Source organism: Clostridium magnum DSM 2767 (genome assembly GCF_001623875.1).
Taxonomy (GTDB): domain Bacteria; phylum Bacillota; class Clostridia; order Clostridiales; family Clostridiaceae; genus Clostridium_AM; species Clostridium_AM magnum.
Genome location: NZ_LWAE01000005.1, coordinates 307011 through 332358 on the forward strand (window position 1 = coordinate 307011; position 25348 = coordinate 332358).

At 32.2% G+C, this 25348-nt stretch carries 22 protein-coding genes; 13 read left to right on the top strand and 9 right to left on the bottom strand.

Features of this window, described 5'->3' with window-relative positions:
* Nucleotides 1-108 precede the first annotated feature (108 nt).
* Together mmsA and mmsB are read left to right on the top strand one after the other, a co-directional pair.
* Nucleotides 109-1683, top strand: coding sequence for a multiple monosaccharide ABC transporter ATP-binding protein (mmsA, locus tag CLMAG_RS20400; RefSeq protein WP_066626776.1), 1575 nt, complete (start codon nt 109-111; stop codon nt 1681-1683).
* Nucleotides 1683-2858 (top strand): multiple monosaccharide ABC transporter permease, encoded by a 1176-nt coding sequence (gene mmsB, locus CLMAG_RS20405; RefSeq protein WP_066626777.1) that lies wholly within the window; start codon nt 1683-1685, stop codon nt 2856-2858. Before mmsA ends, mmsB begins: the two co-directional genes overlap by 1 nt.
* Before the next feature lie 371 nt (nt 2859-3229).
* On the opposite strand, the gene CLMAG_RS20410 is transcribed toward mmsB, so the two are convergent.
* Nucleotides 3230-3505: a hypothetical protein gene (locus CLMAG_RS20410; RefSeq protein WP_066626778.1), complete on the bottom strand. Its 276-nt coding sequence runs from the start codon at nt 3503-3505 to the stop codon at nt 3230-3232.
* A 221-nt stretch (nt 3506-3726) separates the two neighbouring features.
* On the opposite strand from CLMAG_RS20410, the gene CLMAG_RS20415 reads away from it, so the two are divergent.
* The 7 genes from CLMAG_RS20415 to hydG all read left to right on the top strand — a co-directional run bounded on the left by CLMAG_RS20415 (nt 3727) and on the right by hydG (nt 9303).
* Entirely contained in the window at nt 3727-4989 is a 1263-nt protein-coding gene (locus tag CLMAG_RS20415) for a sensor histidine kinase (protein WP_082832035.1), read from the top strand.
* Between the two features lie 92 nt (nt 4990-5081).
* Nucleotides 5082-5387, top strand: a complete 306-nt coding sequence (locus CLMAG_RS20420) for a hypothetical protein (RefSeq protein WP_066626782.1) — start codon at nt 5082-5084, stop codon at nt 5385-5387.
* Between the two features lie 132 nt (nt 5388-5519).
* Nucleotides 5520-5975: a DUF441 domain-containing protein gene (locus CLMAG_RS20425; RefSeq protein ID WP_066626784.1), complete on the top strand. Its 456-nt coding sequence runs from the start codon at nt 5520-5522 to the stop codon at nt 5973-5975.
* Between the two features lie 175 nt (nt 5976-6150).
* On the top strand, nt 6151-6273 hold the full coding sequence (locus CLMAG_RS34455; RefSeq protein ID WP_278331228.1) for a hypothetical protein: 123 nt from the start codon (nt 6151-6153) through the stop codon (nt 6271-6273).
* Nucleotides 6274-6286: 13 nt separating this feature from the next.
* Nucleotides 6287-7204, top strand: coding sequence for an aldo/keto reductase (locus CLMAG_RS20430; RefSeq protein ID WP_066626786.1), 918 nt, complete (start codon nt 6287-6289; stop codon nt 7202-7204).
* A 397-nt stretch (nt 7205-7601) separates the two neighbouring features.
* The gene (locus tag CLMAG_RS20435; protein ID WP_066626788.1) at nt 7602-7859 is read left to right on the top strand and encodes a TM1266 family iron-only hydrogenase system putative regulator; all 258 of its coding nucleotides are present in this window, start codon (nt 7602-7604) and stop codon (nt 7857-7859) included.
* Between the two features lie 25 nt (nt 7860-7884).
* Nucleotides 7885-9303, top strand: coding sequence for a [FeFe] hydrogenase H-cluster radical SAM maturase HydG (gene hydG / locus CLMAG_RS20440; RefSeq protein WP_066626789.1), 1419 nt, complete (start codon nt 7885-7887; stop codon nt 9301-9303).
* Nucleotides 9304-9378: 75 nt separating this feature from the next.
* Here hydG and CLMAG_RS20445 read toward each other — a convergent pair whose 3' ends face one another.
* From CLMAG_RS20445 to CLMAG_RS20460, 4 genes are all read right to left on the bottom strand, one after another.
* The gene (locus CLMAG_RS20445; RefSeq protein ID WP_066626791.1) at nt 9379-9744 is read right to left on the bottom strand and encodes a DUF4363 family protein; all 366 of its coding nucleotides are present in this window, start codon (nt 9742-9744) and stop codon (nt 9379-9381) included.
* Nucleotides 9745-9758: 14 nt separating this feature from the next.
* Nucleotides 9759-10487 carry a YetF domain-containing protein gene (locus CLMAG_RS20450; RefSeq protein ID WP_066626792.1) on the bottom strand — a complete coding sequence of 243 codons (729 nt, stop codon included), beginning with the start codon at nt 10485-10487 and terminating at the stop codon, nt 9759-9761.
* Between the two features lie 141 nt (nt 10488-10628).
* On the bottom strand, nt 10629-12167 hold the full coding sequence (locus CLMAG_RS20455; RefSeq protein WP_066626793.1) for a HAMP domain-containing sensor histidine kinase: 1539 nt from the start codon (nt 12165-12167) through the stop codon (nt 10629-10631).
* A complete protein-coding gene (locus tag CLMAG_RS20460) occupies nt 12157-12852 on the bottom strand; it encodes a response regulator transcription factor (protein ID WP_066627057.1) in 696 nt (231 codons plus the stop codon). The genes CLMAG_RS20455 and CLMAG_RS20460 overlap by 11 nt, the downstream gene beginning before the upstream one ends.
* A 331-nt stretch (nt 12853-13183) precedes the next feature.
* On the opposite strand from CLMAG_RS20460, the gene CLMAG_RS20465 reads away from it, so the two are divergent.
* A complete protein-coding gene (locus tag CLMAG_RS20465) occupies nt 13184-13696 on the top strand; it encodes a hypothetical protein (protein ID WP_066626797.1) in 513 nt (170 codons plus the stop codon).
* Nucleotides 13678-14007 (top strand): hypothetical protein, encoded by a 330-nt coding sequence (locus CLMAG_RS20470; RefSeq protein WP_066626799.1) that lies wholly within the window; start codon nt 13678-13680, stop codon nt 14005-14007. The genes CLMAG_RS20465 and CLMAG_RS20470 overlap by 19 nt, the downstream gene beginning before the upstream one ends.
* Before the next feature lie 160 nt (nt 14008-14167).
* On the opposite strand, the gene CLMAG_RS20475 is transcribed toward CLMAG_RS20470, so the two are convergent.
* From CLMAG_RS20475 to CLMAG_RS20490, 4 genes are all read right to left on the bottom strand, one after another.
* A complete protein-coding gene (locus tag CLMAG_RS20475) occupies nt 14168-14980 on the bottom strand; it encodes an MBL fold metallo-hydrolase (RefSeq protein WP_066626801.1) in 813 nt (270 codons plus the stop codon).
* A gap of 241 nt (nt 14981-15221) precedes the next feature.
* The gene (splB, locus tag CLMAG_RS20480; RefSeq protein ID WP_066626805.1) at nt 15222-16232 is read right to left on the bottom strand and encodes a spore photoproduct lyase; all 1011 of its coding nucleotides are present in this window, start codon (nt 16230-16232) and stop codon (nt 15222-15224) included.
* 158 nt (nt 16233-16390) lie between these two features.
* Nucleotides 16391-17752, bottom strand: coding sequence for a citrate/2-methylcitrate synthase (locus tag CLMAG_RS20485; protein ID WP_066626806.1), 1362 nt, complete (start codon nt 17750-17752; stop codon nt 16391-16393).
* A 438-nt stretch (nt 17753-18190) separates the two neighbouring features.
* On the bottom strand, nt 18191-20476 hold the full coding sequence (locus CLMAG_RS20490) for an S-layer homology domain-containing protein (RefSeq protein WP_066626807.1): 2286 nt from the start codon (nt 20474-20476) through the stop codon (nt 18191-18193).
* Nucleotides 20477-20903: 427 nt separating this feature from the next.
* On the opposite strand from CLMAG_RS20490, the gene CLMAG_RS20495 reads away from it, so the two are divergent.
* Nucleotides 20904-23993: an efflux RND transporter permease subunit gene (locus tag CLMAG_RS20495; RefSeq protein ID WP_066626811.1), complete on the top strand. Its 3090-nt coding sequence runs from the start codon at nt 20904-20906 to the stop codon at nt 23991-23993.
* Nucleotides 23983-25272, top strand: a complete 1290-nt coding sequence (locus CLMAG_RS20500; protein WP_066626820.1) for an efflux RND transporter periplasmic adaptor subunit — start codon at nt 23983-23985, stop codon at nt 25270-25272. The genes CLMAG_RS20495 and CLMAG_RS20500 overlap by 11 nt, the downstream gene beginning before the upstream one ends.
* Nucleotides 25273-25348: the final 76 nt, after the last annotated feature.

Genomic DNA, 25348 nt, shown 5'->3' on the forward strand with positions numbered 1-25348 from the left:
AGATAGCCGACCCTATCTAAGGGTTCTGCCGACGCAGTATGACGCAAAATATACTAGCATACTGACTAGTTATTTCTTTGAAGATGCCTAATGTTAGGAGATGTAGGGATGGATGAATTTATACTTGAAATGAGAAATATTACAAAGCTTTTTCCCGGTGTAAAAGCCCTTGATAATGTAAATCTTAAAGTTAAGCCTAGAGAAATTCATGCTCTAATTGGTGAAAACGGAGCTGGAAAATCAACCCTTATGAATGTACTCAGTGGAATATATCCATATGGCACTTATAGTGGGGAGATCATATATGAAGGTAAGGAATGTAAGTTTAAGGAAATAAAAGATAGTGAAAAAACGGGAATTGGTATCATTCATCAGGAATTAGCCCTAATCCCTTATCTTTCAATAGCAGAAAATATATTCCTTGGAAATGAGCAAGCAAAACATAATTTTATTAGCTGGGATGAAACCCACGCAAATGCAAAAAAATTAATGGAAAAAGTGGGTCTAAACGACGATTCTAGTACACTGATTAAAGATATTAGTGTTGGTAAGCAGCAACTTGTTGAAATCGCAAAAGCCTTAGCAAAAAATGTTAAACTTTTGATTCTTGATGAACCTACCGCTGCATTGAATGAACAGGATTCAAACAATTTATTAAACTTATTATTAGAATTAAAAAAAGAGGGAATTACTTCTATTCTTATTTCTCATAAATTAAGTGAGCTTTTAAAGATTGCAGATTCTATTACCATTATCCGTGACGGTGGAACAATAGAGACTTTAGATAAAATGGATAAGGATTTAAGTGAAGATAGAATCATTAAAGGTATGGTAGGCCGTGAACTAACAAACCGATTTCCTATTCGGGAATTCAAAATTGGAGAGATTGTATTCGAAGTTAAAAATTGGACTGTATATGATCCTATTATTGAAGATAAAAAGGTCATTGATGATGTAAGCTTTAAGGTTCACAAAGGCGAAATCGTAGGTTTTTCAGGTCTAATGGGATCTGGAAGGACGGAGCTTGCCATGAGTATATTCGGCAAAGCCTATGGCAAACGTATAAGCGGGAAAATTATAAAAGAAGGTAAAGAACTTGTTCTTAAAAATGTTCGTGAGGCCATAGATAATGGACTTGCATATGTTACAGAAGATCGTAAAACAGCAGGTCTTGTTCTTATGCAAGATATTCGGAGAAATATATCTCTTGCAAATCTTAATAAAATAAGTAATAAACAATTTGTGGATGACCACAAAGAAATTCAAGTAGCTGAGGAGTATCGAAAAAAATTAAATATTAAATCTCCAAGTGTTTTTCAAAATGCTGGGAATCTATCTGGTGGGAATCAGCAAAAGGTAGTGCTTAGTAAATGGATCTTTGCAGATCCTGAAGTATTAATATTAGATGAGCCTACTAGAGGAATCGATGTGGGTGCTAAGTTTGAGATTTATACAATCATTAATAAGCTGGCAGATAAAGGAAAGTCCATTGTGTTTATTTCCTCAGAACTTCCTGAAATACTAGGAATGTGTGATCGAGTTTATGTAATGAATGAAGGCAAAATTGTAGGTGAGCTTTCTAAGGAGGATGCATCACAAGAAAGTATAATGAAATGCATAATGCAGAGCACAAACAGCAACGTACAAGCAGCATGCCAGCAAGATAACAGGGAGGTAAAATAATGGAAGCAGTTAAAAAAATGTTCAAAAATAACATAAGACAATATGCAATGATAATTGCTTTAGTACTAATAATGGCCTTTTTCCAAGTTGCAACAGGTGGGATACTTTTGGTTCCTATGAATGTAACAAATTTAATACTTCAAAATGGATATGTATTCATTTTAGCAATCGGTATGACGCTCGCTATTTTAACAGGGGGAAATATTGACCTTTCTGTAGGCTCCTTATGTGCTTTAATTGGCGCTGTATCTGGTACACTTATCATAACTATGAAAATGAATGTGGGACTTGCTATATTAATTGCCCTTCTACTTTCAGCGATTATTGGAATATGGCAAGGTTTTTGGATCGCCTATATACGAATACCAGCCTTTATCGTAACTCTTGCAGGAATGCTTCTTTTTAGAGGGCTTACCATTACAATGCTCAAGGGACTAACTCTTGCACCATTTCCTGAAAGTTTCCAAAATATTAGCTCTGGGTTTGTACTGGATATTTTTGGTGGATTTGGGACAAACTTAAATTTTACAGCTATCCTTACAGGTATCATTATATCTATTCTATATGTAGTTCTACAGTTAAAAAAGAGAGCAAAGCAACAAAAGAATGATTTTCCACTTAGCCCGTTACCACTTTTTATAACTCAAATTGTAGGTATAGTGGCTGTAATTAATTTGTTTTTCTTCTGGCTTGCGGCTTATAAAGGCATTCCAATTGCATTGATCTTTATAGGAGTTCTTATTTTAGTCTACTCCATATTTACAACAAATACTGTTTCTGGACGTTACCTTTATGCAATGGGGGGCAACGAAAAGGCCGCAAAACTTTCCGGTATCAATACAAACAAGGTGCTTTTCTTCGCCTATGTTAACATGGCTGTTTTATCTGCAGTGGCAGGTATGATGTTTGCCTCTCGTATTAACTCCGCATCTCCTCAGGCAGGTTTAAACTTTGAACTAGATGCAATCGCAGCCTGTTTCATAGGTGGTGCATCAGCCTATGGTGGCGTAGGTACAGTTATGGGGGCTATTATTGGTGCTTTGGTTATGGGCGTTCTCAATAATGGTATGTCTATACTTGGAGTAGGAAGTGATATGCAGATGTCTATTAAAGGAATTGTACTTTTGGCCGCTGTTGCCTTTGACGTAATCTCCAAAAATAAATCAAAATCTTAGGAAAAATGGGAACGTATATAGATTTGTGTAAAGCAAATTTATATATGCTCTTTTTTTACATTTGGAAAGAAGTTTAATGCAGTCAAATAATTTTTAATTATTGATTGATTTAGGAGTGGAGAAATTTCCACGCAAAAAGAAGAAATCATAAAAGTCTTATGAAGCAAAAAGGACGATGTTATAAAATGGTAATTAGCCAAATGGGAAAAACTGATTGTAAATAAAATATGCTGTTTCATTGGAGATGGTGAGATTGGCCCCATCTGCAGTGAATAGCAGTCTTTCTATGCTTCGTCCCAGGGCATAATTAAAAAAAGTACCAATTTTATATTGATACTTTTTATTTTACGCTATGAAAATTAGTATGCAGTTTATAGGGAGGCTAAAAATGTTTCATATGTGTCATCAAACAAATCATATGGATAGGGATTGCCACCATTTGTGCTTTTGCATTGATTATCGCTATATTCTTGCCCAATTGCAAAAAGATCACCAACAGTTATAGGATGTCCTACTTCGCAAGCTATTTTACAAAAGGCATCCATTGGGTCTTCAGCTAAACGGGTTGCAAGCAGCCTCTTTTTTAGCAAAGGATCTTTTTTAGCATCAGAATAGAGTAACTCCAATTGAATAACTATTTTGTTCATAATTACAACTCCTTACTTTAAATTGATAATATTATTATAGCACTATAGGAAAGTTCAAGCTAATGGATGGATGGATACTAACTAATTAGTCTAATTTTACATAATTATGATATAATGTTTATATATTTAAAAAATTCAACAATTAATATATAATGGTAATATGAGGGATTGTAGGAGACTCTTTTACATAAATAGTTTTACAAGAAATGGGATGGTTGGTTATGGATTTAAAAAATGATTTTTTGATTAATGAATTACAAAGGATTGGAAAGCTTGGTGTTTTTATCTACGACATAAAAAAGGATATATGGAATAGCTCCGAGTTACTTGACAAATTAGCTGGAATTAGTGACAGTTACATAAAAAATACTAAAGGTTGGTTAAATACTGTTCACCCTAGTCAAAGAGCTGACATGGAATCATATGCCAATGAAGTAATTAAAACTGGAAAAGATTTTGATATAGAGTATAGGTTAGCATGTGAAAATGATGAAATTGAAAAATGGGTAGCAGCAAAAGGAAAAGTATTTTTTAATGATCAGGGTGTGCCAGAAAAATTAGCAGGAACTATTCAGGATGTTAGTGAACTTAAAAAAAGTGAAGAAAGGTATAAAAAACTTTATAATGAAGAACTACAAAAAAGCATAGAAGAGGAAAGAAGAAGGCTAAATGAATTAAAAGAGGCGGACAGAATTAAAACGGAATTTTTCACCAATATTTCTCATGAGTTAAGAACTCCAATAAATGTTATATTTTCAGCTTTACAAATGGAAGAACTCATGTTAAAAGATTATTTAAATGATAATATCCCTATAGATAAATTTAAATATATAAAGATGATGAAACAAAATTGTTATCGTCTCTTAAGATTGATTAACAATTTAATTGATATAACAAAAATTGATAATGGTTATTTTAGTTTAAATGAAAGCAACGATGATATTATAAATCTTATTGAAAACGTTACCTTGTCTGTAGCTGGTTATATTGAGAACAAAGGTATTTCTATTACCTTTGATACTGATGTTGAGGAAAAAATTATTGCTCATGATCCGGAAAAGATAGAAAGAGTTATCCTGAATTTATTATCAAATGCAGTAAAGTTTACTCCCTGTAACGGTAATATAATTGTGAAAGTAGAGGATAATACTAATGATATATGTATAAGGGTAAAAGATACTGGAAAAGGTATACCGGATAACAAACTGGACTCAATATTTGAACGTTTTGTACAAGTTGATAAATCTCTTACTAGGAATCATGAAGGAAGTGGAATAGGACTCTCTATTGTTAAATCGTTAGTTGAGCTGCATAGCGGAAAAATAATTGTTAAAAGTAAAGAGGGGATAGGGACTGAATTTGTTATAAATATACCATGTAAATTAATTGAAGGTGAATCTTATGCTGAAAGCACATGTAATGCTCAAATAGGTAAAAGTTATATTGAAAAAATTAATATGGAGTTCTCAGATATATATAATTAGTTATTGAATAAATGTAAAAAGCAATTACTTTAGCAGTATGTTATAATAAACTAAAAATTACAAATAACTATCAGTAAGAGAGGTGCTAGATTATGGCGAAAAAGAGTACAAGAAATAGCGATATTTTATATAATTCAAAAGAAAAAACATCGCCTAAGATATATTCTTTGTTGGTGAAATTGGTAAATGATGATAGGGGAGATTTAGCGGAAATAGTCCTAAGGATTGATTACTTGCTTCAATATGCCAGCTCTTGTATAAATCAAAAGGATTTTGAGGAAGCAAGAGAAGGATTAGATGGGGCTAAAATGAGAATAGATATATTAAAGAAAGAGATGGTGGATATAGAACATTTAGAATACCTATATGAGGGAATACATAAGAAGTGTAAAAAATGATAATTTTTTTCGCAAATAATCTGATATTTGTGAAGACAATCATATTAAAAAGAGTTTAAAAGCTATGGAATTATATGATGAATAGTAGAATAGAATTTTACTAGTCATATTTTCTTTAAGAGGTGAGTTAAGTTGGGATCTAATATTATACTACTAGCAATATTGGCCGCTTCAATACTAGGAAAAGCCAATTCTGTAGCCGTTGCGACCTGTATACTTTTAATTGTTAAGCTCTTAAGTATGGATAAATATATTTTTCCCTACATCGAGAATAACGGCATGTCGCTAGGTCTGGTTTTACTTATTGCTGCTATTTTAATTCCAATTGCAAATGGCAAAGTTACAGCTGATAACATAAAAAGTGTATTTACCTCCTGGGTTGGCATAGCAGCATTAATAATTTCTCTCTTCACTACCTATTTAAGTGGCCTTGGATTACAATATCTTACTGTTCAAGGTCACGGCGATATAATGCCAGCTCTGATATTAGGAGCGGTAATAGCTGCTGCTTTTTTAGGTGGAGTACCAGTAGGGCCTTTGATTACTTCCGGAATGCTTGCGTTAGGTCTAAAATTATTTCATAAATAATATTAGTAAAAGTAGAGTCGCCACATAGATATGAAGGACTTTAGAAAAGATTATATAAGGATTAAAATAGGATGGTAGTTACAACCATCTTATTTTTTATAGAGATTACTTTTTTAAAATAATAAAAAGTTATAAAAATACAAAAACTAATCAAAGCATTAAAACTTGCAATATCATGATAAAAGAGTTATCTATGAAAGATAAAAAACTAGCTAAAGACATTATAAAAAATGTCGGTGGCAAGGGAGATGTAAATAGATTAATGCTCTTCTGTGGATTTAAAGATAAAGAAAGTTAGGTGGTTATAACATATGAAAAAAATTAATATTGGAAAATCTGCTTTTGAAGCTTCAGAAATTGTGCTAGGCTCTATGAGAATTGATAAAATGTCTGTGGAGGATCTATCTAATTATGTGGATACTGCTATAGAGGAGGGAATTACTCTTTTTGATCATGCTGATATTTATGGTAGAGGCTACTGTGAAGAACTTTTCGGTAAAATGTTAGCTTTTAGAAAAGGGCTTCGTGAGAAAATTCAAATTCAAAGTAAATGTGCTATTCGACCTGGTTATTATGATTTCTCTAAAGAACATATATTAGCTTCCGTGGATGGAAGCTTGAAGAGATTGGAAACAGATTATTTGGATATACTGCTTCTTCATAGACCAGACACACTAATGGAGCCAGAAGAAGTTGCAGAGGCTTTTAATATTTTGCAATCCAGTGGTAAAGTTCACAATTTTGGCGTTAGTAACTTTAATAGTATGCAAATTGAATTATTAAAATCTTATGTGAAGCAGCCACTTATTGCAAATCAAATGCAATTTAGTATTATGCACCCTAGTATGGTGACCAGTGGTATTCAAGCTAATACACTATTTGAAGGATCTGTAGATAGGGGTGGTAGTATATTAGAGTACTGTCATCTTAAGAATATTACAATACAAGCATGGTCTCCATTTCAATATGGTTTCTTTGAAGGTGTTTTTATTGATAATGACAAATTCTCAGAGTTGAATCAGGCAATGGGACGTATTGCAGCAGAAAAAGGTGTCAGCAAATCCGCCATTGCCGTTGCTTGGATTCTAAGACATCCTGCTAAAATGCAGACAATTGTTGGAACAACCAATAAGGAACGTTTAAAAGATATATGTACAGCAAGTAGGGTAGAGTTATCAAGAGAAGAATGGTATGAAATTTATCGTGCAGCAGGAAACAAGTTGCCGTAGTATAATAAAACTAGCTTAGCATATTGATACTAGGATAGTTTTCAGTGTATAATGAATTAAGATACATATGACATCTATATGGAATAATTCGGGAATCAAGGGAAAACGATTGCATTTTGTAAAAAAATGTGATATAATAAATTATGTTTTGGTGCACTGTCTGAGATTTAGCTTTTGCTGCTTTTTCTTGGAGTTAACCATATGAAGTGAAAACTTGAAAAAAAAGTATCGTACTGAAAGCATGAGGGTTAGTCCCAAATGAGAAGGCGAGAGAATAGTTGTTGTAAACTCGGGGAATCCATTTGTATGTGATTTTTTGCGATTTATTTACTATCCTTGTACCTTTCTAGGGCACAAGGATATTTTTATTGCTATTTTTAAAGAGAGGATTTTTGAGATGGAAAAAAGAATCGCTATTATTGGAACTATTGTTGAGAATAAAGATTCTGTAAAAAAATTAAACGAAATTTTACATGAATATAGTGATTATATCATAGGTAGAATGGGAATCCCCTACGCAGAGCGTCAAATTCAGATAATAAATATTGTTATGGATGCTCCTAATGATGTTATCAGCGCTCTTTCCGGAAAATTAGGCATGTTACCCGATGTAAACATCAAAACAATTTATTCAAAGGTGTCTCCCAGACAGTAAATGAATGAAATTGGAGGGGTTATTAATGTATAATGTTAAATCTAAAATTGCAACTGAATTTATTAGTGATGAGGAAATTCTGGACACACTTGATTATGCGAAGAAGAACAAAAGCAACCGTGAACTTATAAGTAGTCTTATTGAAAGAGCAAAGGACTGTAAGGGCTTAACTCACAGAGAGGCAGCTGTATTATTGGAATGTGATTTGGAAGACCTAAATGAAGAAATGTTTAAACTTGCAAGGGAAATCAAACAGAAATTTTATGGTAATCGTATAGTAATGTTTGCACCTCTTTATCTTTCAAATTATTGCGTAAATGGATGTGTTTATTGTCCATACCATCATAAAAATAAACATATAGCAAGAAAGAAATTGACACAGGAAGAAATCGTGAAGGAGACAATTGCACTTCAAGATATGGGCCATAAGCGTTTAGCTTTAGAAGCAGGGGAAGATCCTGTAAATAATCCTCTTGAATATATTCTTGAATGTATTAACACAATATACTCAATAAAACATAAAAATGGAGCAATCAGACGTGTAAATGTAAATATTGCTGCTACTACAGTAGAGAATTATACAAGATTAAAAGAAGCTGGTATTGGAACATATATACTTTTCCAAGAAACATATAATAAGAAGAGTTATGAAGAACTTCACCCTACAGGACCAAAGCACGATTATGCATATCATACTGAAGCAATGGATCGTGCAATGGAAGGTGGAATCGACGATGTAGGACTAGGTGTTCTATTTGGTTTAAATATGTACAAGTATGACTTTGTAGGATTACTAATGCACGCTGAGCATTTAGAATCAGCTATGGGAGTAGGGCCACACACAATAAGCGTTCCTCGTATCCGTCCAGCAGATGATATTGATCCTGAAAACTTCTCAAATGCAATATCAGATGAAATTTTTGAAAAAATAGTAGCAATTATTCGTATTGCAGTGCCATATACAGGTATGATTGTATCTACTCGTGAATCACAAAAAACTCGTGAGCGCGTGCTTGAATTGGGTATATCACAAATCAGTGGAGGTTCAAGAACTAGCGTTGGTGGTTATGTTGAACCTGAAACAGAAGAGGATAACTCTGCACAATTTGATGTTAATGATACTCGTACCTTGGATGAAATTGTAAATTGGCTTTTAAAAATGAAGTATATTCCAAGCTTCTGTACTGCTTGCTATCGTGAAGGAAGAACAGGAGATCGTTTTATGAGTCTTGTTAAATCAGGACAAATCGCAAACTGTTGTCAGCCAAATGCTTTGATGACTCTTAAGGAGTATTTAGAGGATTATGCTGCCGATGAAACAAAGAAAAATGGAGAAGCATTAATTGCTATAGAAACTGAAAAGATACCAAATGAAAAGGTTAAAGCAATAGTTAAGGAACATTTGACAGAATTAAGAGAAGGAAAAAGAGATTTTAGATTCTAAGATAAGCTGAAAATACTATCAAAATTCATTAACATAATATGAATTTTGATAGTGTTTTTCTTTAATTCTATATCATCATTTTCCGATATTTTCCCAGTGTTCATAAGCTTCAGTAAGTTCCATAAATGCACTTGATTTATTCTTTGTCACAATAGCACCACGTAGACGGGCTATGTTCATGTCAAATTCATTTATTTCATCCTTCTCTGCGCTAAACTGAACTCGCTTCACTACTTTTTTCCACGACATTGATAGTTCATCAGTTTTCTTATTTGCTTCTTCCCATTTTTCATCTTGAATATCTTGTTTAAGTTCTTGAATAGACCCAGGTATATTATCGTTATTTCCTAAATGATATTTTAAAATGTTATCACTGTTCATTACTAATATAAAGAAAGCTAATGTTACTATAGGGATAGCTATTACAAAAAATTTTCTCACAATAATTTCCTCCTTTAGTAAGGACCTTTATAATCACCTATATCTGTTACTTTTTTTATGTGATCATCATACTTATCTATATACAAAGAACCAGAAGGGGTTAGTGTAGCAAGAAAGACTTCTGAAACCTTCTTAATACCTTGCTTTTTTAGCTGGCTTTTAAGCCAGTTTTTATCCTTGTCAAGTTGCCTTAAATTTTCTGATATGATCATTCCATCATAAATAAGCTCTGTACTTATGCCTGTTGACGTTTTAGAAATATTCATATCCTTGGCTGTTAAAGGCTCGTATTCAGCCTTTTTAAGCACAGATAATTGGCCATTTGGTTCAATAATTGCAAAGTCCACTTGTGTTAAATCAAATACATCTTTGCTTCTTAGTAATCCCATAATATCAGCTGCTGTGTATTTCATTTTTCTCATTGCTCTTTCCATTATTTTGCCATTCATGATAACTATTGTGGGCTCACCTTCTATATATTTTGCTGCATATCTCCACTTCATAGAGATATACTCCATTAGATATCCAAGTAATGCCCAAGAAAGCAAGCCTACCCAATGAGGCCAAGCACGACTTGATAAGTCAGTAGTAAGGCTTGCAGCAATAGAACCTATTGTTATACCCAGTACATAATCAAAAAATGTTAATTGGCTTATTTGTTGTTTACCTAGTATCTTGGCAAAAATAAGTAAAGTAAAGAAAGCGATAATAGATCGCACAAATACAACTAAACCCTCATTCAATGGTTATACCTCCTAAAGCCTAATAGCATTTAATATTTACTTTCATAAAGTGTATTATTTGTATAATAAACATTTTTATGCAAATATTAGAAGATATCAAATAATAATTATAGGTAAGTGAAATGAAAAACAAAATACTTCTTACATTGTATTATTCATAAGCTTAACATAAAAAACTATGTTTTCATTTTTTATCTCTGCCCATATTCTGCCACCATGTAATTCAACTATGCTTTTTGATATTGCAAGGCCTAAACCACTACCACCTGTGGATTCAGAGCGGGATTCATCTGCTCTATAAAACCTGTCAAAAATCTTTTCAAGTTGAGTCTCATCTATGTTTTCACATTTGTTTTCTACAGATACCATTATATATTCATTTTCATTCCACAAACTTACGTTTATTTCTCCTGGTTTTGGTACATAGCGTATGGCATTCATTAAAAGATTTTCAAAAACTCGTGCTATTTTGTCGCCATCCACCTTAGCTAATATCTTTTTGTTCCATAATCCTTTGTTTATCACTACATTGCTTTCTTCGCATATTACATATAGTTCCTCTATAAGTTGTTCTAATAGTTCATTTAAAGAAATGTACTGCAAATTTAAAGTTATTCCTTTATTACTTAGCTTTGTGTACTCAAAGAGGTCATTTATAAGCACCTCTAATTTTTCGGATTTACTATAGGCTATATTAATGAAATCACAAAGTTCATTTTCATCCTTATATTTTCTATCCTTTACAAGTGCTAGGTATCCTTTAATAGATGTAAGTGGTGTTCTTAAATCGTGGGACACATTGGTTATGAGTTCACCCTTTGTTTTCTCTGCATTTCTTTCGCCCTCAATTCTTCGCTTAAGTTCTTTTGCCATAGAATTTATATTATCTGCAAGCTTAGACAACTCATCTTTTCCCTGGATTTCTATGCTATAATCTAAATTGCTTTTTGCTATTTGAAGAAGTCCTTCAGAAATTTTTTCTATATACCTCATTTTTTTGCTGGTAAGAAAATAAAATAATGCTATAAAAGCAACTAAACCCTGCAAGACAGACATAGGGGAGCCGCTAGGCCTTACATATGTGGTTTTCGCCTGAGGCATACCGGTTATTATTAAATAGGCATCTCCATCAGAAAAGTTTATCCCATCTATATCCACATATTCCTGTACTTTATTTAATACTACTCTCTTTTTGGTAATTCCATTATCTGTATCAATTATAGTTGAATTATTATACTCATTTCTATATTCGGAGGCCTTTTTTATTATTTGTTGTATATTTAATTCAGTTTCCTTTGCATTACTTGATTTATATAATATCTTTCCATGAATATCTGTTAAGTATATTTTAACTGTTGTATTATTTGAAGTATGACCTTCTGCAGATTTTACAATTTTAGTTATATTTTGAGTATCTTTTATACTTAAAGATTTGCCTTTAGTCTCTTCTTTTACGTAATCACCAGCATCAGATATACGCTCTATTCCACTACTATAATCTATTTTTTCCATGGCGTTTTTTTCTTTATAATAGCCATCATACCAACTGGATACAATGGTAGCAGCAAATAAACACACTGCAAAAGCTACCACCAACTCCATCCTGATGCTTCTACTTATTTTATCTCTTGAAAAATAATAAAATCTAAATAAACTACGAAAGAGCTTTCTATTTTTCAATTTTGTATCCAACTCCCCATACTGTTTTAATATACTTAGGCTTTCTGGTGTTTTCCTCAATCTTTTCTCTTATCTTTCTTATATGTACCATAACCGTATTATCTGATTCATAAAATTGTTCCTGCCATACACTTTCATATATTTTCTCAGTGCTAAATACCATTCCTCTATTATTAGCAAGAAGTTCTAATATCTCAAACTCTCTTTTTGTTAGGTTTACAAGTTTATTTCCTATTTTAACTTCATGATTATTTGTATCTATAATCAAATCATCAATTTCTATTATTTCATCAACTTTAACTTTTTGAGAATTATTTAATTTTGTATATCTTCTAATCTGTGATTTTATTCTAGCTATAAGTTCCAAAGGATTAAAAGGTTTAGTTAAATAATCATCTGCTCCGGTAGTAAGACCAAGTATTTTGTCCATGTCTTCACTTTTAGCAGAAAGCATAATGATTGGCATATTTCTACTTTCTCTTATTTTTAAACAAGCCTTCATTCCATCCATTTTAGGCATCATTATATCTAGTATTATCAAGTGTACTTCTTCAGTTTCTAAAACTTTTAAGGCGTCTAATCCGTTACAGGCTTTAATGACCCTGAAGCCCTCATTTTCTAAATATATACCTATCAAATCTCTAATTTCTTTTTCATCATCTACTATGAGAATAGTTTCTTTTATCATCTTTCACCATCTCCAAATACATTATATTCATTTAGATTATATCAAAATATATAGATATAAGATTGATAATTAAGAAAAACTTAAGAATTTAACTATTTTTATCTTAAGATTTTCCTAGTAAACTTAAGTCATAGAATTAAGGCATCTTCAAAAAAATAACTAGTCAATATGCTAGTCTATTTTGCGTCATACTGCGTCGGTAGAACCCTTAGATAGGGTCGGCTATCTGCGGAACCTGTCTCCTTGTCTGACGCAAAATATCCGTCGCATTTTTGACTTGTTATTTTCTTTCAGATGTCTAATACAAAATTAAAGGAGTGGTTGTATTTTGAAACATTCAAAAAGAGTTGCCATATTTTTCTCACTTATGCCTGGAGCTGGACACATGTATTTAGGACTTGTTAGACAAGGGATACAATTAATGCTATTATTTTTCGCAATAATATTTATGTCAGCATCCTTTGAGATGGAGTTTCTTGCTGTTTTTCTTCCTATAATATGGTTCTATAGCATCTTTGATGTAAGATTAAAAAGTCTAAAAGAAGATCCATTAATAGATGCAGACTTACCTATCTTTGCTGATGTGGCATCTATGAAACATTTTTCTAATAGCAGCTTAGTAGAAAAGTATATAGCGTATATTTTAATAGTAATGGGCATTTTTTCTATGATAAATAATTTAATAATTCCTGTATTAAGCAGATACATCGATTACTATTATATAAGATGTTTTAAATCTCTAGTTATATCCATAATACTAATATCAATTGGAGCCTTTATGCTTAAAGGAAAGAAATCAAAGATAAAGTCAGGTGATACATTATGCAATCAAGAAGAGTAGGGACTCTTACCTTAGGTATACTTCTAATAATTTTAGGGATACTATATCTTTTAATTACAGTTTTTAATATGCCTTTGGAGAAAAAAATATTAGACTTTTGGCCGTTGATATTGGTATCTCTCGGCATTGAGGTATTAGTATTAAATGATAGGGCATTGAAAAAAGATTTGACTCTGAGATATGACGGTATGAGTTTTCTTCTTATTATAATAATGTTATTCTTCTCTTTTAGTACCTATACTGCTAGTAAATTGTTAGGAGAATTTCTCGATCCAAGCTCACCGCTGTTTTATAGAAATTATATTCATTAGAGTATAGTAAGATGTACAACGGGTGTAAAAGATTAGTGTATTGAAAGGTATAGCTAAAAAGCAAGCAAAGTATGGTTTTACTTTGCTTGTTTCTATATAGGCAGCTAATTTAATATGTGATTAGTAGTTCATGCTAAAGTAGGACCCATTCCATGATTGCCTAAACAAAACGTCCCTGTTTAGGTTTTGCGATTTCTTTAAAATCACTTACTAACATTTCTAAATGGTTTGTAAGCTTCTGACCTTCCATTGGCTCACCATGACTTGGGATTGCCAGTGAAGGTTTTAAATCTTTGAGAACCTTCACTGAGTTTTCTGCTGTATTCCAATCTGTAGTTAGATATTTAGGTGGTCCGCTTATATGCTCACTTTGAGTTAATACAGATATAAGAGATTCTTGTTTTACTGTACAAAAGGCATCTCCAACTATAAGTGAATGATCCTTTTCTCTAAAAAGGGAAATATGGCCTTCAGTATGCCCCGGTGTATGTATCCATTTCCAGTCAGGCATATTTGGTACGCTGCCATCAGGAGGAAGCTCTTTAGCACGGTCTCCTAGGTTGATACTTGTATGAGGAAATGTTGGAGACATTTTTGCTACCATGCCTTTATCTACAGCAGCATCTCCTACAGGATAATCCTTTCTACCAGTCACATAGGGAAGTTCTAACTTATGAATATATACTGGAACATTCCATTGATTAGCAAGTGTGATAACTGATCCAACATGGTCAAAGTGTCCATGAGTAAGTATAATTGCTTGAGGACGACAATTCTTTCCAAAACGTTTTTCAGCAGATTCTAATATAAAGTCTGCAGAGTTCTCAAGTCCTGTATCTACAAGGACCCAGTTGCTGGAGTTTCCAACTATACAAGCAGTTACAATAGTAAACTGTAATACTAATATATCTGAGGTCACTTCTTGTGATGATGTAGAAATAGCAGATAAGGTTTCAACCATTTTAGTTCCCATTTTTAATACCTCCAAATATTTGACTTACTTTTATAAAGTCTATTATTTGGAGTATAAATTCTTTTATACGATTAATCTAATGCTTGAAAAAACCATGAAGTGTAAACTTGAATCAGATGGGGTTTCAAACCCCACCTGATTCTTAGTTGAACGAATCCAGGGGCGTAGCCGCTCTTTACTCCCACTTTGGAGAAGATGGGAGTATTAGAGCGGGTAGTCATCGGATAAACTAATATGTCTATTAAGTAAAGTATTCTATTACAGCATTTTTAAAATTAGTAGTGATAAGCTCGGAAATATATTCCTTAAGTTCTGAACTTTTTTCTTTTGGATATACATATTTAAACTTACCATAGGGTCCCCATTTTAACTGTCTAGTTTCATCATTCATATCAAGTTTAGTGTTAGGAAAGCGAGTGAGGATTAATTCCTTGGCTGTAGATGTATATCTATGCTGTATCAGTTCAAAAGTAATTTCAGTATCGAAATCCTCTAGCGTAGATTTTAATGTATGAATTAATTCCTTATAATCACTTTTCCAGTTATCATAAATCATAATAGGTGCAATAATAAATCCTATGGGATAGCCACTGGTTGCAATTTTCTTTGCAGCGGCTACTCTTTCCTCAAAACTTGAGGTGTTATGTTCAAATTTACTTATTACATATGGTGTATTTACGCTGAATCTAAATTTTGTATGATTATTGTGACTTATATCTAAAAAAGAATCTACATTATTAAATTTAGTAATTACTCTAAGTCTGCCTTTCTCGCTGTTACCGAAAAATTCTATACATTTTTTCAGATTGCCAGTTAAATGTTCAAGGGCTACTGGGTCAGTGATACTTCCACATTCAAAGGTTGTGGTATTAGGCAAATTACTGTTTATATGTTCTTGAATAACATTCAATATATCCTCTACGTTTACAAATACCTTCATGAAAGGTTTTTCACCCTGTGTAGTCTGAAGATAGCAATATTCGCAGCTTCCTGGACAGGAGCTTGATAAAGAAAATTGATAATCTGCAGAGGGTTTACAGCTTTTTAATTTTTTTTCTGAGTTTATAGTTACATAAATAGTTCGTTTTGCCTTTGAGTAATTCTCGCCAGGGGTCGTACCTTCTATTACAACTTTCCTGGAATTAATAATAGGAACATTGAATTTTTTTAAATATTCCATTGTAGTTTTTGAAGAAGGGTATTTTGTGCTTCTAGGGTCTATATAAGCAACATCTGGTATAAATAAATTCATTATATTCACCTCACAAATAGTGTTTCAAGATAACTTATAATATATTCTTATGGTTTTAAAGCAAAAAAGATTGTCTACTTTACGACAACCTTTTTGTTATTGAAAAACTATAATATTTTAAAATTTTGATGTACTATATTGTGAAAAAATTTATCATACTACTTTCCACTGCATCTATTTTCCAATGGAGTATAGGCACGTCTTTTTGAAATACATTTGTATGCAGGTCTAATAATTTTACCGTTACTTGCAATTTCTTCAATACGATGTGCACTCCAGCCTACTATTCTTGAAATAGCAAAAATAGGTGTAAACATTTCAATTGGTATATCAAGCATTCTATATACAAAACCGGAATAAAAGTCAACATTAGCGCTGATGTTCTTGCTGACTTTGAAAAACTTCTCCATTACTTTAGGAGCAAGCTCTTCTACCTTTGCATAAAGATTGTATTCATCTTCTAAGCCTTTCTCTTTTGCAAGCTTTTTAACATGAGACTTAAAAATAACAGCTCTTGGATCAGAAATTGAATAAACAGCATGGCCTATTCCATAAATAAGACCGGATCGGTCAAAAGCTTCCTTCTTAAGCAGTTTTAAAAGATAATCTTCAATCTCTCCGTCCTTTTTCCAATCCTTTAAGTTGAGTTTCATGTCATCAAACATTTCAACAACTTTAAGGTTTGCACCACCATGTCTTGGGCCTTTTAGAGAACCAAGAGCGGATGCAATTACTGAATAAGTATCTGAACCAGTTGATGTAACAACATGTGTAACAAAGGTAGAATTATTACCACCTCCATGCTCAGCATGAAGTACAAGAGCAAGATCTAGAAGTGTTGCCTCAAGTTTAGTATATTTGTTGTCAGCCCTAAGCATGTGTAGGATATTTTCAGCGGTACTTAAGTAAGGCTGAGGGCTGTGAATAATAAGACTTTTATTGCCGTAATAGTGGGAGAGTGCCTGGTAGCTGTAAACACCAAGTAGTGGGAAAGAAGCTATCAGTCTGATACACTGCTTTAAAACATTGTTTAAGGAAGTATCATCCGCTTTTTCATCAATACTATAAAGAGCTAGTACACTTCTTGCCAGCGAATTCATTATATTCTTGCTTGGCATTTTTAGTATCATATCACGGACAAAATCCTCAGGGAGACTTCTATATTTAGAAATAAGTTCCCTAAAAGAAATAAGATCTTCTTTGGTAGGTAATTCGCCAAAAAGTAATAAGTAACAAGTTTCCTCAAAACCAAAGCGACCTTCACTAAGGAATCCATTTGTAATATGTTCTATGTTGATCCCTCTGTACATTAAACTTCCTGGTATAGGAATTATATCATTTTCGTCGATGATATAGGAATGTACATCTCCAATCTCTGTTAAACCTACAAGTACTCCTCGTCCATCTATATCTCTAAGGCCACGTTTAACTTGGTATTTACTGTATAATTGCGGATCAATAAAATTCTTTAATTTTTCAGGGAGATTCTGTTCAAATTTTTCTAATGGCATATTGTCCATAATATCATACCTCACAGATTATTATTTATAACATTATATACTAATAAAAATATAATTACAATCAATAAATTCAGAAGGTTCAGTCAAAATTTCGTAAATAGGTAAAGAGAGTACTAAGATTAGAGTGGCTAAGAGATTAACTATAGAAAATTAATGAAGTGGAAACTTGAATCAGATGGGGTTTCGTCTACGACCCGGGGCTTTGCCCGTTAAATGCCATTTAGGCATTTACCCCCCACCTGATTCTTAGTTGAACGAATCCAGGGGCGTAGCCGCTCGCAACGTACACTTTGGAGAAAAGCAGAGAGCCCAAATCTCTGATTTGGTGCGAATCGCTTTCACAGAGTGCGTATGGGAGTATTAGAGCGGGTAGTCACCGGATCAATATAGAAATAAATTTTTAAGGACAGGGGATAAGCCCTTGTCCTTAAAAATAAGTTATTGAAGAGTGTTATAAATTGCTTTTATGACCTCTTTCATAGTTATGTTATCTTTAGGCCTAATATTATTATTTGAATCTACATCAATAAGGTCTAGGGTCTTTGCAAGAGATACATATCCTACGTAATCTGATGATATGAAAGATTTATCTGTTGGTTGGAAATTAAAGGCATCTTTTAGTTTTCCAATTTTATCGTAGTGTAGTAATTTTACTAAATAGATTGAAGCCTCTTCTCTTGTAACTAAATCTGATGGCTTAAATTCTCCTGAGTTATCAATTATTCCAGCATTTACAGCTAGCTGTAAATATTTATAATCAGCTGAATCTTTAGCAATTGTAGTGGAGATTTTTAAATCCATGGTATCCGTATTTCCATAGTAACGATCAAGATTTTTTACATTAGTTAACATTTTGATGAATTGTAGTTTTGTAATATTTCCTTCTAATTTAAAATCTTTAGTATCAAGTATTCCATTAGAGGCTAATATAGTAGCTTCTTTCTCTACAGTAGAGCCTTTTATTGCACTTTGGAAATCATTTAAATTATCATCTATTTCTTGACCATAATAATTTAGTAACTTACCAGAAAATGCATCAATGTAAGTGGAATTGAAATAATATGAGTTATTTATAGAATATACAAGTTTTGTTTCTTTTTCACTATTTTTAGAATCGATATCCTTAGAAATCAGCATATACATAAGTTCTGGTATATTATTTGAAAGAAATGCTTTTTTTGCATTATCTGAACTTATTATATTTGAAGTTGCAGGCGCAGAAACTGAGTGTTCCCAATTGCAATTTAAATTAAGCAGCTCTCCTGTTTTGGCACTGAAATTTAAGTTTACACCATCATTCTTATAAGGTATACCATTTACAATTCTTTGAAAGTTAAAGCCTATATTGGATTGTGGATAAGAAGTAGAAGTTATATTAGAAAAATCAATAATTTTTTGTTCTGTTTTTATTTCTTTAATTTTTTCAGGATAAAGCTTAGATATAATTTGTATTGCTTTGTCGTATGCCTGTTCAGAAGTTAATTTCGGTTCAAACTTTTCTTCATTATCATTTGAAAACCTATTAAATGTATAGATATCAACAACTTCACCATTTGAAGAATTTATACAAATCTGATGATTGTTATTATCGTCACTTGAATTATTTATATTAAATGAAAAATCCAATGTCCTAACTATATTTCCATTAATTCCAGAGGAGCGTGTACCATAACCTGAAGAAACTATAGTAAAATCTTTATTGTAAAGTAATTTAAGCTTTTCTTTTGCAATTTCTTCTGCTTCATCGTTACTTAAAGTTTTTTCTGACTTTCCTGCAGCTTTATAGTTCTTATAAATTTCTTCTTTTTGTTCAGCGGTTATATCCTTGGATTTTACTTTTTTTCCGGTAAGTTTGTCTATATTAAGCACTTCGCCTGTTTTAGCATCAATTGTATTTGAATCATCAGAATTATTAGAATAAACAAGTTTGGTCTCTTTTTCTATTTGAGGGTTAAGAGTATCTGATGAAGGAATATAAAATAGACTCATCTTAGTATTTTCACCCACTAAATCTGCACCTTTTTTCTCATCGATAATTCCATCTTTAGAAGGTAAATTTAAGTTATCTGTCCACTGAATAGAATAAGAAGTAACTTTACCAGTAAGTCCATCTACACCCACGGAAATATGATCTCCATATACAGGAATATTATTATCTAGTCTATTGTAGAAAAAATTGAAATTTTGATTATTTATAGCTTTAGCTTGATTATCTTTTAAAAATTTAGAGGTTTTAAATTCTTCAGGAGCAATTTTTAAAAGGAAAGCTTCAGCAGTAGCTTTAGCTTCATCTTCAGTAATATTAGACACTGGTTTAATACCACTATCCTGAATATTATAGGTATAGCTGCTCAAATTAATTATTCTACCAGTGATCTGATCAATTAATATGAATCCATTAGATTGATTACTGCCATTATCTATGTTAAAGCTTATACTCCAATAACCATTAGCGCCTTGTCCACTAAAATCAGATGAGCGTGAATCTATCCTAAGATTAGAAGTAGAATCATTAATAGTAATATCAAAATAATTTTTGAAAGCATCTTTAGCTATTTGTTTAGCTCTATCTTTAGAAATTTTAGCAGCAGATTGAGTAGAATTTACTGCATAAGTACTTGATAAAGTATTAGCAGAATTTGTTGCTGCTCTAACGATTATAGGTTTTGAATATGTAATAATAGCAGTTATTACTGTTAGAATTATAATTTTTTTACTTTTCAATTTTGTTTCCCCCTTATTTAGCTAGCTCTTATTAAAAAATAATATGGTATTTGTAATTATATCATGTAAAGTTATTTAATGTAAAATAAACAATAAATAAACAATAATAAACAATAGATAAACAATTGAGAACTTAGACTTATGATAGGTATTTCGGTGGATTTATCTTCCGTACTATTAACTTTATAAGTAAACGAAAGAATTTTACAAATGTTTATTGATTTTATATGATGTAATAAAAAAACAATTGTGGTAAAATATGATTTGATATTCATTTAAAGGTAGTGAAGTCATATAGTAGAGCTAACAATGCTGTAATAATCATAAATTATTAGCTAATGCTGAAAATACTAAAAGAAAAGAGGTGATGAAATACATTCTAAATATGAATTAGATTAACCTTAATATTAGAAAAAGGAGGACAAGTATGAGTATAACTGAAATATCAGTAAAAAGACCAACTGCAATATGGATGGCAATAGTATTAATGCTTGCACTAGGTGTTATTGGTTACAAAAATATGGGTTCAAATTTATTGCCATCCATGAATATACCTGTTATATCAATAACCACTTCCTATAATGGAGCTAGTGCAGAGGATATAAAGAAAGATATTATAAAACCTATTGAAGATGCTGTATCTGGAATTAGTGGTATTGATACAATTAATTCTAGTGCAAAAGAAGGATATGGTACAGTGACAATAACCTTCAAAATGACAGCAGATACAGACACAGCATACTTAGATGTTCAGAAAGCAGTTGAAAATGCATCCAGTAAGCTTCCAAAAGATGCTGACAAACCTATTCTATATAAGATGAGTGTTAGTGATCAGCCTATTTTAATCCTTTCTATGAATGGAGCTGCTAATTATGACGAGCTTTATAACGAATCTGACAGATTAAAAGATGAAATTGAGAAGGTAACAGGAGTAGGAAAAGTTACATTAGTAGGCGGAGACAAAAAACAATTAATGATAAAACTTGATAAAACAGCTATGAGTTACTATGGGGTAAGTGTTAATTCTATATCACAAAGACTTCAATTAAATAACTTAAACATACCAGGCGGAGAAATTAAGCAGGAAAATATGGATCAATCTGTAAGAGTAGTTGGTCAATTCAAAAATATTAATGATGTTAAGAACTTGCAGATACCAACTTTATCTGGAGGAAATATACATCTTTCTGATATAGCTAAAATAGACTTGGAAGTTCCAGAGTCTAATACAACAATAAGATTTAAAAATAATAAGACCATAGGAATAATGGTTACTAAGCAGAGTGATGCTAATATAGTAGAAGTAGCTGATAACGTAAAAAGACAATTAGACGAAATCAGAAAAACTATGCCTAGAGGAATGAACATAGATGTCGCATTTGATAATACTATTTTTATTACTTCTGCCTTGACCCAGATAAAACATAATCTTTTAGAAGGAATATTAACCACTGCAGTAGTACTTTATTTATTTTTCCGAAGTCTACGTTCTTCAATGGTAGTTTTAGTTGCTATACCAACATCTCTTATATCTACTTTTTTCCTTATGTATGAATTTAATTTTACTTTAAACTTAATGTCTTTGTTAGGGTTATCTTTAGTTATAGGTACTTTGGTAGATGATTCTATAGTAGTATTAGAAAATATACAACGGCATTTAGACATGGGGAAAAAACCTATAGATGCAGCCATTTCTGGTCGAAAGGAAATAGGTCTTGCAGCCATTGCTATAAGTTTATGTGACATTGTTATATTTATACCTATTGCATTTATGTCTGGGATGATAGGACAAATTTTTAGAGAGTTTGGACTGACAATAGCTATATCTACAATGTTTTCCCTTATAGTTTCCTTTACAGTTACTCCAATGCTTGCATCTAGATTACTTAAAAAAACAGATGCTGAGAAGAAACTAAAAGCAGAGGAAAAAGGCTTATTTAGTAAAGTTTTAAAATTATATAAAAAATCTCTTCTTTGGTCATTAAATAATAGATGGAAGGTCTTACTTATATCTATAACAGGTATAGTACTCAGCATAGTGCTTCTTTTAGCTGGAATGATAAATACAGAATTTATGGCTAAATCTGATGAGAGTTTTATCTCTATAGATATATCACTAAGTCCTGGTTCTACACTAAAACAAACAAATGAAAAGGTAGTTGAAGTAGAAAATTATTTGCATAAAATGAAAGAAATAAAGAATTATTTTACAATAGTTGGGGGGAATGGTGAATCGGGTTCTGATAAAGCTGTTGCTAGACTTTATGTTAACTTAGTTCCTAAGAAAGAACGTAAAAAGAGTCAAAGTGAGGTTGCAAGTCAGGTTCGTGAGTTTGGCAAAAAGATACCTGGAATAGATTTTCAGGTAACAGAATCAGATAGCAGCAGCGGAAGTGGTAAACCAATATCTATTAAAATAAAAGGAAAAGATGAAGATACATTAAAAGCATTATCAAATGAAGTTGAAAAACTATTAAGATCAGTGCCAGGAACAACGGATATAGGAAACTCAACGAAAATAAGAAATAGCGAAATAAGAATAAGTGTAGACAGTCTAGCTGCTTCTAACTATGGACTTACTACTTCAGATATAGGTGGTGTTATAAGAGTTGCACTTTCAGGTAATCAGGTAGGAGTTTATAGAGCAAACAATGAAGAAAATGATATGACTCTTAAATTTATGAAGGGAGAAGTAGAAAGTATCAATGACATTAAAAATATAAGAGTATCCAATTCTCAAGGACAACAAATATTACTAAGTCAAGTTGCAACTATTGAAAAATCAGATATCCCTCCATCTATACAGAGAGAAAATAAACAGGATGTAGCTGTTGTGGATGCTAATGTTCAGGGAAGAGTAGTTGGACCAGTTATCAGTGATATTAAAACTAAATTGAAATCACTTAAAGTACCGGCCGGATATACCATAGGCTTTGGAGGAGAAGATGAAAATATGAATGAAGCAGGTAGTTCTCTTGCATTAGCATTAGGTGCATCTATAGCGCTTATATACATGATATTAGTAGTGCTTTATGAGTCCTTCTTAACACCAGCTATAAGAATGGTTGCACTACCCTTTGCTGTAATGGGAGCTTTAATTGCTTTAGCGTTAACCAGACAAAGCTTAAATGTAATGTCGGGAATTGGGATAATAATGCTTGAAGGATTATCCTCTAAAAATGGTACATTATTGATAGATTATACTAATACTCTTATGAAAAGGGGAATGAGTTTGAAGGATGCCCTTATAGAATCGGGTATGACAAGATTGAGGCCTATAATAATGACATCTGCAACAATGATAGTTGCCATGCTTCCAGTGACGTTGTCCTTAGGTGAAGGAAGCGAGATGAAAAAGAGTATGGGTATAGTAATAATAGGGGGGATGATTGTGTCGACCATAGTAACTCCTATTGTATTACCAGTAATATATACACTTATAGAGGATTTGAAAAGTTTTATTTTTAGAAAAAAGAAAGATAAAAATGTAAAGGAGGAAGGAGAGTATGGACTTTAAAAAGTTTAAAATAAAAAGGCCAAATATAAAAAGGTTTAAAACTAAAAAAACTTTAATAGTTATAGCTTTACTTGTGGTTGCAGCAGTAGCAGTTAACGGTATTACTTCTGCTAAAAAAAATAAAGGGATAGAAGTAAAACAAGATATTAAAAATGTCAAAGCACAAAAAATAAATCTTGGAAGTATATCAGCAGAAGTAGAATATGCAGGTAATTTAAAACCTGCAAAAGAAGTAGCGGTATTTTCAAAAAATGGAGGCAAAATTGCTAGTGTTAATGTTAACGTAGGAGATAGAGTTACTGCAGGACAAGTTTTATATACTTTAGATAAATCAGAGCTTGAGGCAAATTTGAGGTCACAACAGGCAGCACTAGAGGGTGCATATGCAGATTTAGAAAAAACCAGTGATTCTAGTCAGGCACAACAAATATCACAAGCAGAACAAGTGGTTGGAAAAGCTCAAGTACAGTTTACAAGTACAGAAGATAACTATAATAAAATGGAAAAGTTATATGAATCAGGAGCTATATCTAAAAAAGAATTGGATGATTCAAAAAAGCAATATGATGATGCTTCTATAGATTTAAAGGCGGCTAAAGACAGTTTAAATATAATAGAAAATAAAATAGGTCCACAGTCTACAAGGTCTGCAGCTTCAAGAGTGGACCAGGCACAGGCAGGAGTGAACACCGCACAAATACAGGTGAATAATGCTACAATTATATCACCTATTACAGGAGTGGTATCTTCAAAAGATGCAGAGGTTGGTCAGATGGCATCTGGACAATCTGGTTCAGTTACTGTCATAGATTCCAGCTCGTTAACTGCAGAAATAACTGTTCCAGATAAAATGCTTGGGAAGATTCAAATAGGACAATCAGTGCCTGTAATTATAACCGCATTAGATAATAAAAAAATATCTGGTGTTATAGATGTAATTAGTCCTAATATTAATTCTAAGGATAACTCTTATATAGTGAAAGTTAGGGTAGATAACTCAAAGGGTGAACTACAAGCTGGTATGTTTGCCAAAGTATCCTTACAAGCTGAAGGCAAAGATAATGTCTTAACTGTTACTAATCAAGCTATTAAGATAGAAAATGGTGTAAACTATATATATGTAGTTGAAAATAGCAAAGTTAGAAAAGTATCCATAGATACGGGAATTTCAAATGATAAGTCTACAGAAGTAATAGGTAACATAAAAGCCGGTGCCGATATAATCACAGAAGGTCAAAACCTATTAGATGATGGAGAAAAGGTAAGTATAGTAAAATAGAGTCTACAGATAAACACGGCGGAATCTAACTTATACCCCCTAGTATAAGTTAGATTCCGCCGTGTTTATCTATTTA